Origin of the sequence: Chryseobacterium indologenes, assembly GCF_018362995.1 — a bacterium.
GTDB classification, from domain to species: Bacteria; Bacteroidota; Bacteroidia; order Flavobacteriales; family Weeksellaceae; genus Chryseobacterium; species Chryseobacterium indologenes_G.
Genome location: NZ_CP074372.1, coordinates 2,789,513 through 2,805,504, shown reverse-complemented (window position 1 = coordinate 2,805,504; position 15,992 = coordinate 2,789,513). Strand labels below are relative to the sequence as shown.

The following is a 15,992-nucleotide window of genomic DNA, read 5'->3' as shown; positions in this document are numbered from 1 at the left end:
TTGATTATTTTTTTATTACTTTCATTTTTTCCGCAATCTTTCTTGCATTATCATCAGAACCCTCAAGATGGTTGATAATGTTGTCATAATCAGCTTCTTTTCTGTTCTGAGAAAGTTTTTGCTTGATAAATATTTCGTCAGGAATTATTTTAATACCAAAAGCACCCTTCATTTCCTTTTCCACAAATTCTTTTCCCATATCTTTCACCATCATCGGACATTGCTGAAATTTTTCATATTTGGATGTTAATTTGTCCAGATGAGTATAAAGCTCGTCATGATTCATCAGTTCAATCTTTCCATAGATCTGCACAGCTTCATAATTCCAGGTGGAAACATTGATATGGTCATACCAGCTGCTGGAAATATAGGTGTGAGCTCCTAAAAAATCACACAAAATTTCATCTCCGTTTTTTAAGGTTTTCGCCTGTGGATTAGCTCTCGAAATATGAGTTTCAATATAAGCATTTTCCGGATTATCTTCATTCAACATCATCATAGCATGGGTTGCCCGGATTTTGTCAACAGAAGAAATCAGTAAAGCAAAAGAATTTTCTTTGATGATCTCTCTCATCAAATTGTAATCTTCACTTCTGTATAATTTTGGTATAAACATAAACTAAACTCTCATTAACCTTAAACCTTAAATCTTGAACTTAAAATAACTCTCCCGGATTTTTAGGTCTTGTAATATTTAAATGCTTGTAAGCTTTGTCAGTAACTTCTCTTCCTCTCGGGGTTCTGATAATAAATCCTTCCTGAATCAAAAATGGCTCATAAACTTCTTCCAGCGTTTCAGGATTTTCAGCAATAGATGTGGCCAAAGCTGAAATACCAACCGGTTTTCCTTTGAAGTTTTCAATCATAACCCGCATGATCTTATTATCCATTTCATCCAGACCAAATTCATCCACATTGAGAGAGTTCAGTGCATATTTTGTAATATTGATTTCAATTTCCCCATTTCCTTTAATCTCTGCGAAATCACGTACTCTTCTCAATAATGCATTGGCAATCCTTGGGGTTCCACGGCTTCTTCTTGCAATTTCTATCGCTGCATCTTCATAAATGACAACGCCCAGTACTCTTGCACTTCGCTGAATAATCATTGACAAAAGTTCAATAGAATAATATTCCAGCCTGCTTTGAATCCCGAATCGGGCAAGCATAGGTTTAGTAAGCATTCCGCTTCTGGTAGTTGCTCCTACTAAGGTGAAAGGATTCAGTCCGATCTGTACACTTCTGGCATTAGGACCTGTTTCCAGCATGATGTCAATCTTATAATCTTCCATTGCAGAATACAGATATTCCTCTACAACAGGAGAAAGACGGTGGATTTCATCAATGAAAAGAACGTCATTTTCTTCCAGATTGGTCAATAAACCAGCTAAACTTCCAGGTTTATCCAATACAGGGCCTGAAGTAATCTTGCAGTTTACTCCAAGTTCATTGGCAATAATATTGGCTAAAGTGGTTTTACCAAGTCCCGGCGGACCATGCAATAAAACATGATCTAATGCTCCGCCACGTCTTTTTGCAGCGGTAACAAAAACTTCAAGGTTCTCCAGCGTTTTTCTCTGCCCCGCAAAATCTTTAAAGCTCTGGGGACGGATCTGTTCTTCCTGCATCAGCTCCTCGCGTGAGTAGTTTTCCTTATCTGGATGTAAAAAATCTGGCATTAATTCATTTCATTTACCTCAAAGATAGCAAATTTCGACTAAGGTTGAAGGGCAGATTGAGAAAAGGTTAAGATTGACACAGAGTTTAAGCTAAGGTTAAAAATGAGAACAGCTAAGATTTAAATAATTGGGATATTTTAAGTATTTTTGAGAGGAGAAATTATTGATAAAAATTATTAAAATTTTGATTGTTTAGAAGGCAGGTGTTGATGATAAATAAATCAACCTCAATCTGAACATTAGCATTAACTTTAAACTAATGAAATTAATAGGGCCATTTAAGCAGGTGGTAACGCTTGCTAACTTACCATTAAGAGGAAAAATTTCCGATGAACAACTTGAAATTATTGCAGACGGAGGAATTGTAGTAGATCACAATACCATTCAGAAAGTTGGAAATTTTGAAACATTAAAAACAGAACATCCAACCATAGAAATTGAACATATCGAAGGAGAGCAGATTGTACTTCCTGCTTTTGTAGATTCACATACCCATATCTGTTTCGGAGGAAACCGCGCCAATGATTTTGCCATGCGTAATGCGGGGAAAACTTATCTGGAAATTGCTGAAAGCGGCGGTGGAATCTGGAGTTCTGTACAGCATACAAGAAATGCATCTGAAGAGGAATTGCTGAAGACTTTAGGGGAAAGAATCAATTTTCTTGTTGATTTAGGAATTACGACCATTGAAGTAAAGAGCGGCTACGGTCTTGATGTGGAAAACGAACTGAAGATGCTTAGAATCATTAAAAAAGCACAGAGCGTAACTAAAGCTACTTTAGTTCCTACCTGTCTTTCGGCACATTTAAAACCCAGAGACTTTGAAGGAAGCAATCCTGAATACCTAGAATATATCATCACAGAAATTTTACCCAAAGTAAAAGAGGAAGAATTAGCAAATAGAGTAGATATCTTTATTGAAAAATCAGCATTTCAGCCTGAAGAAAGTAAAGAATTCTTACTTAAAGCAAAAGAATTAGGTTTTGAAATTACCGTTCACGCAGATCAGTTTACACCAGGAAGCTCAAGAATTGCAGTGGAGGTGGGGGCTGCATCTGCAGACCATTTAGAAGCAACTATTGATGAGGACATCGAGTTTTTGGCTAATTCTGATACCGTAGCAACAGCACTTCCCGGAGCAAGCTTAGGGTTAGGCGAAAAATTTACTCCCGCAAGAAAACTATTAGATGCAGGAGCCATTGTTGCCATTGCAAGTGACTGGAATCCAGGATCAGCACCGATGGGGAATTTAATTACTCAGGCATCAATCTTAGCTACTTTCCAGAAACTAACAACTGCTGAGGTGCTGGCAGGAATGACTTTCCGTGCAGCTTATGCGCTTAATCTGGAAGATAGAGGACAATTGGAAAAAGGGAAAAAAGCAGATTTTGTTACTTTCAAAACCAATAATTTCCAGAATGTGTTGTATAATCAGGGAAGTTTAAAAGCTGAACTTGTTTATATTGATGGGAATAAGAATTAAATTATAAATTAACCATACTTTGTTATTCAACGAGTAGATTTCTAATATCAGCTGATTGAATACATACAATAGGCAAATGACTGAATAATGAGTAATATTTGGCAAGGCAGATTGGACGGAGAAGAACTTCTCCATCACAGAATATTTCAAAGAGTAAAAGAAGAACGCAATTACGATAATATCGCAACAGATGACTTCGTACTGCATGGTTTTGCTGTAGATGAAGGCGTAAGGCGAAACAAAGGCCGTCAGGGAGCTAAGGATGCTCCAGATGTGATCAGGAAAAATATGTCCAATTTCCCGGTGATTCTTCCTGACTTTTCAATGCTGGATTTTGGGAATATCACCTGTGATGATGGTAATCTGGAAAATACACAGAACAGTCTTGCCAAAAATGTTTCAAAAGTACTTTTAAAAGGCGGAAAATCCCTTGTGTTGGGTGGAGGTCATGAAGTTACATATGCTCATTATTTAGGAGTTAAAACCGCTTTTCCGGAGCAGAAAATAGGGATTATTAATCTTGATGCCCATTTTGATAACAGACAGCTGGAAAAAGGAGTAGGGGCGAGCTCTGGTACAGGATTCTGGCAGATTGCTCAGGAAGGTCCTATCAACTCTTTGCATATTGGGATTCAAAGAAACTCTAATACGCTGAAGCTTTTTGATACCGCTCATCAGCATGGAATGAAATATATTCTGGCAGATGAATTGTTTTTTGAAAATCTTCCCTCCATCTATCAGCGTATTGATGAACTATTGGACACTGTAGATTATGCCTATCTTACAATTTGTATGGACGTCTTTAATGCATCAGTCGCTCCCGGAGTTTCTGCTGCAGCATACAATGGAATCTTTGCGGATCCTACGTTTATGCATTTTTACAGACATATCTTAAAAAATAAAAAATTGGTTGCAATGGATGTAGCGGAAGTTAATCCTTCTTTTGATATCCAGGACCGAACAGCAAGACTGGCAGCATGTCTTGTGAATGAATGGCTAATGATTTAAGATAAAGTTATATTCTTCCGATAGAGAAAATCATTATTTTATTGACCCTTAAGGAATGGAATTTGCTAATTTCACCGTGCTTTTAAAACAAAAGCGCTCATAAATTCATTAGCTGAATTTAAAACAGATTTATATTATGGAACAATTAATTGAAAGCAAGCTTATTAAAGCAGATAAAGCGTTTTCAGTATGGAGAAAAGTGCCGTTTGAGGAAAGGCAGAAGTTAATTGCAAAAGCAGCAGAAATTTTAAAGAATAATTCAGAGAAATTTGGTAAAATAATTACAACAGAAATGAATAAGCCCATTTCAGAATCAATAGCTGAAGTGGAAAAGTGTGCTTTAATGATGAATTATTATGCCGCTGCTGATAATATTTTAAAACCTGAGAAAGTAGAATCTGAATTTGCTTACTCCGAAGTTCATTATGCCCCGAAAGGAGTAATTTTAGGAGTAATGCCGTGGAATTTTCCTTTCTGGCAGGTATTGAGATTTGCTACTCCAGCAATTTTAGCCGGAAATACAATAGTTTTGAAGCATGCTTCAATTTGCTTTGGTAGTGGAAATGCTATTGAAGAAGTTCTTTTGGAAGCAGGTTTTCCGGAAGGTGTTTTCCAGAATCTTGAAGTGGGACATAAAGTAGTAAAGGAAATTCTTGAACATGATGCCGTAAGAGGTGTAAGCCTTACAGGAAGCGGAAAAGCTGGAGGAGAAGTAGCATCAATAGCTGGTTTAAATATCAAAAAATCTTTGCTTGAATTAGGGGGAAGTGATGCCTTTATCATTTTTGATGATGCGGATCTGGAAGCAGCAGCAAAAGCTGGTGTAAAATCAAGACTTCAAAACTGTGGACAAACCTGTACTGCAGCCAAAAGATTTATCATTGACGAAAAGATCGAAAATGAATTTCTCCCTGTATTCATTGAAGAATATAAAAAATATGAAATTGGAGACCCTTTAGATAAAGAAACCAAACTGGCTGGAATGGCAAGACCTGACCTGGCTGATGAGTTGGAAGCTCAATTCAACAGAGCATTGGAAAATGGTGCAGAAATTATTATTCCTCTGGAAAGAATTTCAGATAATGAATTTAAACCAGGTTTAATAAGAGTCCAGGAAGGAAATCCTATTTTAAAGGAAGAACTTTTCGGACCTCTGGGTATGGTGATGATTGCGAAAAGTGATGAAGAAGCTTTACAGATGGCTAATGATATTCCTTTCGGGCTTTCCAATTCCGTATGGACTAAAGATAAAGACCGTCAGCTATTCTTCATTGAAAACCTTGAATCCGGAACAGTCAATATCAATAGAATGACGAGTTCTGATCCTCGTTTTCCATTCGGAGGATCAAAAGCTTCAGGATATGGAACAGAGCTGTCCCTGTTAGCTTTAAAAGAGTTTGTAACGGCAAAGACAATTGTAGTAAACTAAAATTGTGTATAATGTCATTCCGAGGAACCGAGGAATCTCACAGATTCTTCACTTCACTCCCGTTTTGTTCAGAATGACAATCTACCGTTTATAAGTCTACTGTATACTGTTACATTATAAATAAAAATTCCCGGAAATTTAATTTCCGGGAATTTTTTATATGCTTTTACAAAAAGTAATTTTGCTTATTGCTTATTGCTTATTGCTTATTGCTTATTGCTTATTGCTTATACTGTTGTCAATCTCAGCGTATTTGTTTTTCCACCTTCATATGATGGAGTAGCATTGATATTGATAACAAAGTCTCCTGATTCAATGTATCCATAGTTATGCGTTAACATATTTACCTGAATGATTGTTTCATCAGTAGATTTCTTCATATCATAGTAATAGGCGTGAACACCCCAAAGAAGGTTCAGCATTGTGATTACTCTTCTGTTACCACTGTATACAATGATATGAGAATTAGGTCTGTGCGCTGCAAGCTGGAAAGCGGTATATCCAGAGTGAGTAAGCGTTACAATAGCAGAAACGTTTGTTGTTTTAGCGATTCTTACTGCGGCAAGACAAACCCTGTTTGTAATGAATCTTTCGTCAATACAGTTGTAATCTTTTTCGATAGGCTCATTCTTGTGTTGATAGAAATGAGTGGTTTCGATATTCTTTACAATTTTTGCCATGTTTTCTACAACCTGTACCGGATATCTACCTACAGAAGTTTCTCCTGAAAGCATTACAGCATCAGCTCCATCCAGTACTGAATTGGCTACGTCATTTACTTCTGCTCTTGTTGGCGTTAAGCTGTTGATCATCGTTTCCATCATTTGGGTAGCAATGATCACCGGCTTAGAATAGAATCTTGCTTTTTCTACCAGATTTTTCTGGATAGCAGGAACTTCTTCCATTGGAACTTCCACTCCAAGGTCTCCACGGGCAACCATTAATCCGTCACATTCAACAAGGATTTCTTCAATATTTTTTACCCCTTCAGGTTTTTCGATCTTCGCAATAATAGGAGTCTTGAATTTACCATTCGGATGTGCTTTGATAAGCTCTTTCAAGTCAATAATATCCTGAGCATGACGAACAAATGATAAAGCAATCCAGTCAACTTCCATGTCAAGCATGAAATTAGCATCCTGAATATCCTTTTCTGTCAAAGCTGGAAGAGAAACATTTGTATTAGGTAGATTAACTCCTTTTTTAGAGCTTAGCGGACCTCCTTGAATGGTTTTTGCTTTTACAGTATCCTTTTCATTGGTTTCAATAACTTCCAACATTAGTTTTCCATCATCAATAAGGATTCTTTCCCCTACTTTTACGTCTTGTGGAAACTGCTGGTAAGTCATATACACCTTAGTGGAATCTCCTTCCATCTTTTCATTGGTGAAGGTAAGAATATCACCTGGATTCAGGTAAGACCCTTCCTTTACAACTCCCACTCTCAGCTTAGGGCCCTGAAGATCTCCCAGAATTCCTACTGAATAACCATACTCGCTGTTGAGCTCTCTAATTATTTCAATATTTGTTCGAACTAAGTCGTAATCTGCATGGGAAAAATTTATTCTGAAAATATCAACACCCGCTTTCATTAAATCTAACATTACCTCCTTCGATGATGAAGCTGGCCCTAGTGTTGCGATAATTTTTGTCTTCTTTAAATACTTATTCATAATACTGGATAATTTGATAAAGTTCTTCATCAGAACTCAGTGTATAATCTTGAATTGGAAACACAAGATTTTCAGGGAGCAAAATTACGGAAAAATCAGGAAACTGTTCCGAACTATGCAGAATATATTCTACATCTACCTGATTATTTAATAAAAATTTAATGTTTTCTTCTTCTGTAAAGAGTTCTGTCTGAACTTTTTTTTGCTTACTTTCAGAAGATTTATTTGAAATAAAGGTAAAACAGGTCTTGGAAAACTTGTGGTAGGCCTCAAATCTTGGGAAAAAATAATCATAATATCCTCCATGAAAAACAAGATCTTTCTTTCTTGAAAAACTAAGGTTGTTGGCTTGATTTATTTTGTAAAAAAACTCATGAGCAGGTACATCTTTTGCTAATCTTACCAATCCTATGGCAATATCTTCAAATTCTATATCATCAAGATCATAAAGTTTTTGAATTTCCAAGTATATTTTCTTTTTTATTTAAAATATAAAATGCCCTTTGTGCTGCTTTTTCCTCTGCTTTTTTCTTAGATGTCTCCGTTGCATTAGCAATTTTTCCATCACCCAGCCATACATGACATCGGAATACCACAGATTTATTAGCCTGTATTTCTTCACAGGTTTCGTACTTTATGTTGACCTTCTTCTTTTGGCTCCATTCTAGCAGGAGACCTTTATAGCTTACAATCTTATTTTCAAGTTTGTTGATTTCAGAAGGGGTCAGCAATTTTTCCAGAATAATCCTTTTACAGGTATCATAATGGAAGTCTAAATAAACGGCACCAATTAGAGCTTCGAATAAATTTCCGGAGATATTCTCGCCCAAAGCAGAAGAACTGTTTTGCTTTTGCAAAAGGTTGGTAAGCTTGAGGTCTTCGCCTAATTTATTGAGGTTTTTCCTATTAACAATCTTAGATTTCATCTGTGTCAGATATCCCTCATTTGCCTGAGGATAGGTCTGGAACAGATGACAAGAAATAATTGTACCCAAAACAGAATCCCCCAAAAATTCAAGTCTTTCGTAGTTGCTGTCTTGATTTTTAGAAGAATTTTTCAAAGAAAAAGCCTCGCGGTAAAGAGCTATATTCTGTACCTCTGTACCTAAAACTTTTTTAAGCTCGGTACTGAGAAAATATTCTCTCTCCGTTAATTGTCTTTTTCTTTTTTTGAGAAGGAATTTAGAAAAGTATTTCTGTAACTCCATTCATTGAATTTAGATTTTCTTAAATAGAACGCAAGCGTTATGCCCACCAAATCCAAAAGTATTGCTCATGGCTACTTTTACATCTTTCTTCACAGCAGTGTTAAACGTAAAGTTTAGTCTGCTGTCAATATTTTCATCATCAGTAAAATGGTTGATGGTAGGAGGAACAGTACCATGAATAATAGTTCCCAATGCAGCGATAGCTTCAATAACACCGGCAGCACCAAGAAGGTGGCCTGTCATTGATTTTGTAGAATTAATCTGAATATCATAAGCATGCTCGCCTAATAATCTTGAGATTGCATTGGATTCTGCGATGTCTCCTAATGGAGTAGAAGTACCATGCATATTGATATGATCTACTTCATCAGCAGTTAAACCTGCATCTTCCAGGCAGCTCTTCATTACCAGATAAGCACCAAGGCCTTCAGGGTGTGGAGCGGTCATGTGATGTGCATCAGCACTTAAACCTCCTCCTAATAATTCTGCATAAATTGTAGCACCACGTTTTACAGCGTGCTCATATTCTTCAAGAATAATAGTTCCCGCACCTTCACCTAATACAAATCCATCTCTGTCTTTGTCAAAAGGTCTTGAAGCTGTTTTAGGATCATCATTTCTTGTAGAAAGTGCCATCATTGCATTGAATCCACCGACACCACTTGCTGTAACGGCTGCTTCAGAGCCTCCGCACACAATCACGTCTGCTTTTCCTAATTGGATCAGCATTTTGGAATCAATTATAGCATTTGCTGAAGATGCACATGCAGATACAGTAGTATAGTTTGGCCCATGGAAACCGTATTCAATAGAGATATGTCCTGGAGTGATATCCGCAATCATTTTAGGGATAAAAAACGGGTTGAATCTCGGGATTTCCGTATTGGCCCATCCTAACACTTCAGTTTCAAAAGTCTCTAAACCTCCGATTCCGGAACCCCAAATTACACCAACTCTGTTTTTATCTACATTGTCTTCAATAATTCTGGAATGTGCTACTGCTTCTCTTGCAGCAACAAGCCCCAATTGGGTATTTCGGTCCATTTTTTTAGACTCTTTCTTATCGAAATGCTGTAACGGATCGAAACCTTTAACTTCGCAAGCGAACTTTGTTTTAAAGTTTGTGGCATCAAAAAGAGTAATCGGAGCGGCACCGCTCTCACCTTTTACAAGATTTTCCCAGTATTCTTTTGCATTATTTCCTATTGGTGTTATTGCTCCAAATCCGGTTACAACTACTCTTTTTAATTCCATAAACTTTGTTTAATTTCTTTTTTGTTGAAGAATATTATTTATTTACTACTTCTTCGATGTAAGCGATAGCGTGTCCTACAGTAGTAATTTTTTCAGCTTGGTCATCAGGGATCTGAATGTTAAATTCTTTTTCAAATTCCATGATTAACTCAACTGTATCTAGTGAATCAGCTCCTAAATCGTTAGTGAAGCTAGCTTCAGGAGTTACTTCTGTTTCTTCAACGTCAAGCTTATCAGCGATGATAGCTTTTACTCTTGATGCAATGTCTGACATAGTAAATTATTTTTTTAATTGTTAGATGGTGCAAATATATAAAATTCTTTACGATAAAACATTTTTTTAGCCTTTTTTGTGGACCAGAAGCTTTCATTTTAAATTATGTTGCTTTAGTCTTTTAGTTTTCAGGAGGTTATATTTAGTGTCTGAATGTAAATATGAAAGTAATCCTGAAAGTCTAGAAAAACTTAATAGATATGATTCTTGGATCTTCTCTTATGCACTTCTGTTTTGTGAAATTAAATCTTGGAAAATCAACTTGTCTTTTCTTTCTTTATAGTAAAAGAACTTAGATTTTGAAATCTAAGTTCTTGAAAAATTCAGAAGCTTTTTTTCTTTCAAGCATACTATATTATTATTGTAGGTCGATATCAATGATGAGTATTCTAAAATTAGAAAGGAGGAGAGATGATAATAATATTAAAGACGTTTGAAAATAAAAAACCGCTCAGATGAACTAAGCGGTTTTTAGTGGAGTTGGAGGGATTCGAACCCTCGTCCAAACAAGCAATACATAAGCTTTCTACATGCTTATTCTACCATTGGTTTTCGACTGGAGGCAGAGGATAGACACCCAACTTCCAGCTTATCTTCTAAAGTTTTCGAATTTTAGCCGAAGCTTCTAAAATCTTATTCCTGCATTCCTATATCCCAGGATCAAACGCCGCAGAACAGAGCATTTGTGAGATATCTTGCTTCCTTACTATCTTCAGGAAAACGCTTGATCTACTATACTTCGATATTAAGCTGCAAGAGCGAACTCTTCGTTGCCAGTTAAAATTTTGTAGCAAGGGATTATAGAGATCGCGCCACGGTTCTCTGCATGCTTACTTACCCATTGGTCTTGCTGTCGAAACCAGTCAACCCCATGAATAAAGTGAATGCAAAGATAATGCTTTTTGTTTACATTTCATTAATATGGGTGTTTTTTAATGAGAGCGGGTAGTAAAATGAATAATTTGAAGTTGTTGCAGATTGAAATTATAGTCATTGTGGATAAAAATATTAGTATGTGTTAAATGCCTATAATACTAGGTTTGTTAGCAATATTTAGATAGAAGAGTAATTCTTTATGGTAATATATTTTGTGATCTAAGAAAAATTGTCTAGTTTTGCAATCCAAAATGAGATGTAAAATATGTTAATAATTCCAGTAAAAGATGGTGAATCCATCGACAGAGCTTTAAAAAAATACAAGAGAAAATTTGATAAAACAGGTACAGTTCGTCAATTAAGATCTAGACAAGCTTTTATCAAGCCTTCTGTAACTTTGAGACAATCAAGGTTGAAAGCTGCTTACAAACAAAGAGCACTTAGCAAAGAAGAGCAGGCTTAAGATTTTTTCTTAACCATATATTAATTCACTTCTTAAATTCTTATATTTGAGGAGTGAATTTTTATTTTTATACCCATGATGCTGGAAAAGTTTTTAGAATACTTACAATTCGAAAAAAGGTACTCTCCTCATACTGTTACAAGCTACAAAAAAGACCTTGAAGACTTCTCCCATTTCTTTCTCCGAACAGAATCTTCCGATAATCTGGCCAAGGCAGACAAAAAAATCATCAGAAATTTCATTGTTGAACTGAGCGAAAACAATATTTCCAAAAGAAGTATCAACAGAAAATTATCTTCTCTCCGTAGCTTTTATCTTTTTCTTTTAAAAATAGGCGAAATTAAAGTTTCTCCCACGGAAGGGATTTCTTCTCTGAAGTTTTATGCTGAAAAACAGATCCCTATGTCTAAAGAAGAAATGGCGGATCTGAATGACAGAGTTTTTGAACAGCTGCATGATGTACTTGAGAGGTGTATCATGGAAGTACTTTATCAGACCGGTATGCGTAAAGCAGAACTTTGTGGCCTGATATTTGAGAATGTTGACTTATATGAAAATGAATTAAAAGTAATAGGAAAGGGAAATAAAGAAAGGGTAATTCCTGTTTCCAATGAATTGTCTGAACTCCTTAAAAGTTATCTGGAAATAAGAAATCCACGGACAGAATTTAAATCATATTTTTTTGTAAATAAGAAGGGGAAAAAACTCAACGAAAAATTTGTTTATGTGGTAGTTAATAAGTACCTTAGTCTTATAACAACGAAAGAAAAGAAAAGTCCTCACATCCTTCGGCATAGCTTTGCTACTCACGTTTTGGATAATGGGGCGGAGATCTCCAAAGTGAAAAAAATATTAGGGCATTCCAGTCTTGCCAGTACTCAAGTCTATACGAATGCTAATATTGAACAATTGAAAAAAGTGTTTAATCAGGCTCACCCTCGAGCTTCAAAAAAAGAAGAATTATGAAGATTTCAGTACAATCAATTGGTTTAACTCCACACGAACCACTAGAGTCACACATTGACAAAAAAGTAAGTAAATTAGATACCTTCTATGACAAGATTCAGGAGTGTAAGGTATTTTTAAAAGTAGAAAATAACGCGGATAAAGTGAACAAAACAACTGAGCTTATTCTGGCGGTTCCGGGAGATGATATTGTAGTTAAAAAGACATCTGCAAGTTTTGAAGAAAGTCTGGACCTTTGCGTTGATACTGCTAAAAAGCTATTAATCAAGAAAAAAGAAATGGCATAGGAAAAAAAGTTAAAAAAAGTTCATAAAAAATTTGAGAATTCAAAAAATCCGTTCTATATTTGCACTCGCAAAAAAGGAACAGCGATCTTTTGAATTCTTTTTTATATTTGCCTCCATAGCTCAGTTGGCCAGAGCACGTGATTTGTAATCTCGGGGTCGTGGGTTCGAATCCCTCTGGAGGCTCATAAAATATAAACTTTTGGGGAGATTCCAGAGTGGCTAAATGGGACTGACTGTAACTCAGTTGCTTCGGCTTCGTAGGTTCGAATCCTGCTCTCCCCACTTTATATTTTTATAAAAAAAAGTTGCAGGATTAAATAAGTTTTCTTAGTTTTGCACAGCGTTTACCAATAGTTTTGGAAACAAAATTGCGGAAGTAGCTCAGTTGGTAGAGCGTCAGCCTTCCAAGCTGAATGTCGCGGGTTCGACCCCCGTCTTCCGCTCAAAAAAATACCTCATAAGAGTTATTTTTTTTAACACTGAAATGTGTAGAGTAGATTCTCTCAGTCGCTTTCAGTCTTTTATTAAAATGCCTCCATAGCTCAGTTGGCCAGAGCACGTGATTTGTAATCTCGGGGTCGTGGGTTCGAATCCCTCTGGAGGCTCTTTAATATAAAATATCTGGGGAGATTCCAGAGTGGCTAAATGGGACTGACTGTAACTCAGTTGCTTCGGCTTCGTAGGTTCGAATCCTGCTCTCCCCACATTTTATATTATAAAAAAACTTGCAAAATTAAATAAGTTTTCTTAGTTTTGCACAGCGTTTACCAATAGTTTTGGAAACAAAATTGCGGAAGTAGCTCAGTTGGTAGAGCGTCAGCCTTCCAAGCTGAATGTCGCGGGTTCGACCCCCGTCTTCCGCTCAAAAAAAATCACGCTACTTAGTGTGATTTTTTTAGTTGATGCCGACTTAGCTCAGCGGTAGAGTGCTTCCTTGGTAAGGAAGAGGTCACGGGTTCAAGTCCCGTAGTTGGCTCTCGATTTTCCCGAATTTCTTCGGGATTTTTTTTTATCCCAATTTTAGAAAAGAAGATTAAAAAATGATTGCGTCAGTTAAGAAGTTTTATAGTTAAACACTTGCTTAAATAAAATCATAAAATTGATTCCATCTAACTTTTGCTTCGGGTCACTTTTTATCTATTAATAATAAAGTATAGAAGTTTCCTGAAAACTTTTACTTCATCTTTAGAATCACAATCATAAAATTTTCGTTAAATTCGTGTAAAATAATTTTTGATGAATATTCTTTTATTAGAAGATGATCTCATTCTGTCTGCAGAACTTTGCCGATTTTTAGAATCAAATAATTTTAACTGTGATAAAATCTATGACGGGGAAACTTTTCTCCGCCAGATAAAAAATAATACTTACGAACTGTATTTGCTCGACATTAATGTTCCTAAAATAAATGGACTTGACGTCTGCCAGACAATTCGTTCCTTTGATAAGAATACGCCGATTATTATCATTTCTGCTTATGGGGATATCTCTGATAAAAAAGATGCCTTCACCAGACTGGCTGATGATTATCTGGTAAAACCTTTTCAGTTTGAAGAACTTCTTTTAAGAATGAATTCGCTGTTGAGAAGGAAAGCTCCCTCTGATAATTCAGATCAGGATATTCTCAGGATTGATGACCTTATTATCAACAAAACCGAGCAGAAGGTCTATCGTGGAGGAAATGAAATTACCCTTACATTAAAAGAATTTCAGCTCCTGGTGTATCTTGCGGAAGCGCAGGGAAGAACAGTTTCCAAACAGCAGATTACAGAACATGTATGGGAACATAATTTTAATACGAATACCAATACGGTAGAAGTTTATATCAATTTTTTGAGGAAAAAGATTGATAAAGATTTTAAAATAAAACTGATCCATACCCGTTCAGGTTTCGGATATTACCTTAGCCCATTATAAATGTCTTTAAAAAGAAAGATAGCTTTAACGATCAGTATCGCCTTTTCATTACTTTTTGGAATGGTGATGGCCGTTATTTATTTATCTTTTAATGATTTCAGAAGAGATGAATTTAAAGAACGCTTCAGACAGAGGCTTGAATTCACCTCTCATTTCATTTCAAAATCCAAAGACTTTGAGGAGGAAGCCCCCGTTTTCTTCAATGAAAATTCAGATAATATTCTTTTGAATGAAAAGATTTTAATCTTCAATGAAAAAAAAGAACTGATCTACAGCACCATCAAGGACCGGAATGTCACCTGGGACAGTGCGATGCTTAAAGAACTGGATAAGAAAAAGATTATCTATACGGAAAGAACAGTTCCGGAAATTTATGCTGCACTCAGAACTATTAATGGTGAAGATTATTATATCCTTACCAGCGCCTTTGATACCAACGGAAAATCGAAGCTGGGATATTTGAAATACCTTTTGATCACGGCTTATGCCATGAGTACTCTTCTTATTGGCTTTTTCAGTTATTATTTTGTAGAAAAGTTTCTGCGTCCACTGGAAGATCTGAACAAAGAGATTTCTGAAGTCACGGCCCATAAACTTACAAAACAGATTCCTGTGGAGCAGTCTAATGATGAAGTCAGTGTGCTGGCAAAATCGTTTAATACAATGATCGGAAGGTTGGATGATGTCTTTCAGTCACAAAAGGATTTTACTGCAAGTGCTTCCCATGAGATCAGAACGCCAATTACAAGAATGGCATTTCAGCTGGAAAACCTCATAAAATTTGAAGAACATTCCCCGGAAACCCTTTCTTCTTTACAACAGATTCAGCGGGATGTATACCAGTTGTCGGATTTGACGAATTCACTTTTGCTGCTTACAAAATTTGATAAAGAAAATATTCAGAGCATTTATGAGGAAGTAAGGATTGATGAAGTCATTTTTGAGGCTTTTGAAGCGGTAGAGAAAAGTTATCCACAGCTTAAGCTGGATTTTCTGATTAATGAAGAGAGTTCCGAGAATGCTTTTCTGATGATAAAGGGAATCCAATCGCTATTGGTCATTGTCTTTATTAACCTCTTTAAAAATGCTGCGGTGTATTCTGACAATTCAGAAGTGAATGTCCTGATTACCGAAACGAACGATAACCTTTCTGTAGAAGTACTTTCTCATGGAAATACTATTCCTGAAGATGAGCAGACCAAACTTTTTGAAGCTTTCACAAGAGGAAATAATGCACAGAATATTGCAGGATCAGGTTTAGGACTTAGAATTGTCAAAAGGATTCTGGAATATCATGATGCGGATATCATCTACTCTTCCCCACAGGAATATATTAATAAATTTACTTTAATCTTTAAGAAATAATATTCAAAAGCAACTGACCTCAAAAGCAGTTGCTTTTTTTGTTAAACTCCGGATTAAATTTTTGATAAAAAATTCAATTATTGGAGAATAAAATAGTTGTTCAGCTATTT

Annotated in this window: 15 protein-coding genes, 7 tRNA genes and 1 other RNA gene; 15 read left to right on the top strand and 8 right to left on the bottom strand. The window is 36.0% G+C overall.

The window, feature by feature from the left end; genetic code table 11:
* Positions 1 to 4: 4 nt before the first annotated feature.
* The gene (locus DYR29_RS12690) at positions 5 to 616 is read right to left on the bottom strand and encodes an FMN-binding negative transcriptional regulator (RefSeq protein ID WP_213277165.1); all 612 of its coding nucleotides are present in this window, start codon (positions 614 to 616) and stop codon (positions 5 to 7) included.
* A 40-nt stretch (positions 617 to 656) separates the two neighbouring features.
* Positions 657 to 1,679 (bottom strand): Holliday junction branch migration DNA helicase RuvB, encoded by a 1,023-nt coding sequence (ruvB, locus tag DYR29_RS12685; protein ID WP_142719109.1) that lies wholly within the window; start codon positions 1,677 to 1,679, stop codon positions 657 to 659.
* Positions 1,680 to 1,938: 259 nt separating this feature from the next.
* Between ruvB and hutI the strand changes: the two genes are divergently transcribed.
* The 3 genes from hutI (at position 1,939) to DYR29_RS12670 (ending at position 5,599) form a co-directional block, all read left to right on the top strand.
* Positions 1,939 to 3,162 (top strand): imidazolonepropionase, encoded by a 1,224-nt coding sequence (gene hutI, locus DYR29_RS12680; RefSeq protein WP_213277164.1) that lies wholly within the window; start codon positions 1,939 to 1,941, stop codon positions 3,160 to 3,162.
* A gap of 87 nt (positions 3,163 to 3,249) precedes the next feature.
* Entirely contained in the window at positions 3,250 to 4,170 is a 921-nt protein-coding gene (gene hutG, locus DYR29_RS12675) for a formimidoylglutamase (RefSeq protein WP_213277163.1), read from the top strand.
* A 136-nt stretch (positions 4,171 to 4,306) separates the two neighbouring features.
* The gene (locus DYR29_RS12670) at positions 4,307 to 5,599 is read left to right on the top strand and encodes an aldehyde dehydrogenase family protein (RefSeq protein ID WP_213277162.1); all 1,293 of its coding nucleotides are present in this window, start codon (positions 4,307 to 4,309) and stop codon (positions 5,597 to 5,599) included.
* A gap of 227 nt (positions 5,600 to 5,826) precedes the next feature.
* Here DYR29_RS12670 and pyk read toward each other — a convergent pair whose 3' ends face one another.
* The 6 genes from pyk to ssrA all read right to left on the bottom strand — a co-directional run bounded on the left by pyk (position 5,827) and on the right by ssrA (position 10,879).
* Positions 5,827 to 7,272, bottom strand: a complete 1,446-nt coding sequence (gene pyk, locus DYR29_RS12665; protein ID WP_213277161.1) for a pyruvate kinase — start codon at positions 7,270 to 7,272, stop codon at positions 5,827 to 5,829.
* Positions 7,265 to 7,738: an IPExxxVDY family protein gene (locus DYR29_RS12660; protein WP_213277160.1), complete on the bottom strand. Its 474-nt coding sequence runs from the start codon at positions 7,736 to 7,738 to the stop codon at positions 7,265 to 7,267. The genes pyk and DYR29_RS12660 overlap by 8 nt, the downstream gene beginning before the upstream one ends.
* The gene (gene rnc, locus DYR29_RS12655) at positions 7,716 to 8,480 is read right to left on the bottom strand and encodes a ribonuclease III (protein WP_047425149.1); all 765 of its coding nucleotides are present in this window, start codon (positions 8,478 to 8,480) and stop codon (positions 7,716 to 7,718) included. Before rnc ends, DYR29_RS12660 begins: the two co-directional genes overlap by 23 nt.
* Before the next feature lie 9 nt (positions 8,481 to 8,489).
* Positions 8,490 to 9,734, bottom strand: a complete 1,245-nt coding sequence (fabF, locus tag DYR29_RS12650; protein ID WP_213277159.1) for a beta-ketoacyl-ACP synthase II — start codon at positions 9,732 to 9,734, stop codon at positions 8,490 to 8,492.
* 34 nt (positions 9,735 to 9,768) lie between these two features.
* Complete coding sequence (locus tag DYR29_RS12645; protein ID WP_002976354.1) at positions 9,769 to 10,008, bottom strand: acyl carrier protein; 240 nt, start codon at positions 10,006 to 10,008, stop codon at positions 9,769 to 9,771.
* A 472-nt stretch (positions 10,009 to 10,480) separates the two neighbouring features.
* Positions 10,481 to 10,879: a transfer-messenger RNA gene (gene ssrA, locus DYR29_RS12640) on the bottom strand.
* A 270-nt stretch (positions 10,880 to 11,149) separates the two neighbouring features.
* Between ssrA and rpsU the strand changes: the two genes are divergently transcribed.
* The 12 genes from rpsU (at position 11,150) to DYR29_RS12580 (ending at position 15,882) form a co-directional block, all read left to right on the top strand.
* Positions 11,150 to 11,347: a 30S ribosomal protein S21 gene (rpsU, locus tag DYR29_RS12635; RefSeq protein WP_047379266.1), complete on the top strand. Its 198-nt coding sequence runs from the start codon at positions 11,150 to 11,152 to the stop codon at positions 11,345 to 11,347.
* Between the two features lie 78 nt (positions 11,348 to 11,425).
* On the top strand, positions 11,426 to 12,313 hold the full coding sequence (locus DYR29_RS12630; protein WP_213280625.1) for a tyrosine-type recombinase/integrase: 888 nt from the start codon (positions 11,426 to 11,428) through the stop codon (positions 12,311 to 12,313).
* A complete protein-coding gene (locus DYR29_RS12625; protein ID WP_047386085.1) occupies positions 12,310 to 12,600 on the top strand; it encodes an HPF/RaiA family ribosome-associated protein in 291 nt (96 codons plus the stop codon). The genes DYR29_RS12630 and DYR29_RS12625 overlap by 4 nt, the downstream gene beginning before the upstream one ends.
* 109 nt (positions 12,601 to 12,709) lie before the next feature.
* A tRNA-Thr gene (locus DYR29_RS12620) sits at positions 12,710 to 12,783 on the top strand.
* Between the two features lie 18 nt (positions 12,784 to 12,801).
* Positions 12,802 to 12,882: transfer RNA gene (locus DYR29_RS12615), tRNA-Tyr, on the top strand.
* A gap of 88 nt (positions 12,883 to 12,970) precedes the next feature.
* Positions 12,971 to 13,043 (top strand) — tRNA-Gly (locus tag DYR29_RS12610).
* A gap of 88 nt (positions 13,044 to 13,131) precedes the next feature.
* Positions 13,132 to 13,205: transfer RNA gene (locus DYR29_RS12605), tRNA-Thr, on the top strand.
* Positions 13,206 to 13,223: 18 nt separating this feature from the next.
* A tRNA-Tyr gene (locus DYR29_RS12600) sits at positions 13,224 to 13,304 on the top strand.
* Between the two features lie 86 nt (positions 13,305 to 13,390).
* A tRNA-Gly gene (locus tag DYR29_RS12595) sits at positions 13,391 to 13,463 on the top strand.
* 41 nt (positions 13,464 to 13,504) lie between these two features.
* Positions 13,505 to 13,576 (top strand) — tRNA-Thr (locus DYR29_RS12590).
* Positions 13,577 to 13,836: 260 nt separating this feature from the next.
* Positions 13,837 to 14,517 carry a response regulator transcription factor gene (locus DYR29_RS12585; protein ID WP_047379264.1) on the top strand — a complete coding sequence of 227 codons (681 nt, stop codon included), beginning with the start codon at positions 13,837 to 13,839 and terminating at the stop codon, positions 14,515 to 14,517.
* On the top strand, positions 14,518 to 15,882 hold the full coding sequence (locus tag DYR29_RS12580) for an ATP-binding protein (RefSeq protein WP_213277158.1): 1,365 nt from the start codon (positions 14,518 to 14,520) through the stop codon (positions 15,880 to 15,882). It begins immediately after the preceding gene.
* Positions 15,883 to 15,992 lie beyond the last annotated feature (110 nt).

What these genes read in the sequence shown, in the direction of transcription:
- DYR29_RS12690 (WP_213277165.1), bottom strand. Translation starts at nt 616, where the DNA reads ATGTTTATACCAAAATTATACAGAAGTGAAGATTACAATTTGATGAGA.
- ruvB (WP_142719109.1), bottom strand. Translation starts at nt 1,679, where the DNA reads ATGCCAGATTTTTTACATCCAGATAAGGAAAACTACTCACGCGAGGAG.
- hutI (WP_213277164.1), top strand. Translation starts at nt 1,939, where the DNA reads ATGAAATTAATAGGGCCATTTAAGCAGGTGGTAACGCTTGCTAACTTA.
- hutG (WP_213277163.1), top strand. Translation starts at nt 3,250, where the DNA reads ATGAGTAATATTTGGCAAGGCAGATTGGACGGAGAAGAACTTCTCCAT.
- DYR29_RS12670 (WP_213277162.1), top strand. Translation starts at nt 4,307, where the DNA reads ATGGAACAATTAATTGAAAGCAAGCTTATTAAAGCAGATAAAGCGTTT.
- pyk (WP_213277161.1), bottom strand. Translation starts at nt 7,272, where the DNA reads ATGAATAAGTATTTAAAGAAGACAAAAATTATCGCAACACTAGGGCCA.
- rnc (WP_047425149.1), bottom strand. Translation starts at nt 8,480, where the DNA reads ATGGAGTTACAGAAATACTTTTCTAAATTCCTTCTCAAAAAAAGAAAA.
- fabF (WP_213277159.1), bottom strand. Translation starts at nt 9,734, where the DNA reads ATGGAATTAAAAAGAGTAGTTGTAACCGGATTTGGAGCAATAACACCA.
- DYR29_RS12645 (WP_002976354.1), bottom strand. Translation starts at nt 10,008, where the DNA reads ATGTCAGACATTGCATCAAGAGTAAAAGCTATCATCGCTGATAAGCTT.
- rpsU (WP_047379266.1), top strand. Translation starts at nt 11,150, where the DNA reads ATGTTAATAATTCCAGTAAAAGATGGTGAATCCATCGACAGAGCTTTA.
- DYR29_RS12630 (WP_213280625.1), top strand. Translation starts at nt 11,426, where the DNA reads ATGCTGGAAAAGTTTTTAGAATACTTACAATTCGAAAAAAGGTACTCT.
- DYR29_RS12625 (WP_047386085.1), top strand. Translation starts at nt 12,310, where the DNA reads ATGAAGATTTCAGTACAATCAATTGGTTTAACTCCACACGAACCACTA.
- DYR29_RS12585 (WP_047379264.1), top strand. Translation starts at nt 13,837, where the DNA reads ATGAATATTCTTTTATTAGAAGATGATCTCATTCTGTCTGCAGAACTT.
- DYR29_RS12580 (WP_213277158.1), top strand. Translation starts at nt 14,518, where the DNA reads ATGTCTTTAAAAAGAAAGATAGCTTTAACGATCAGTATCGCCTTTTCA.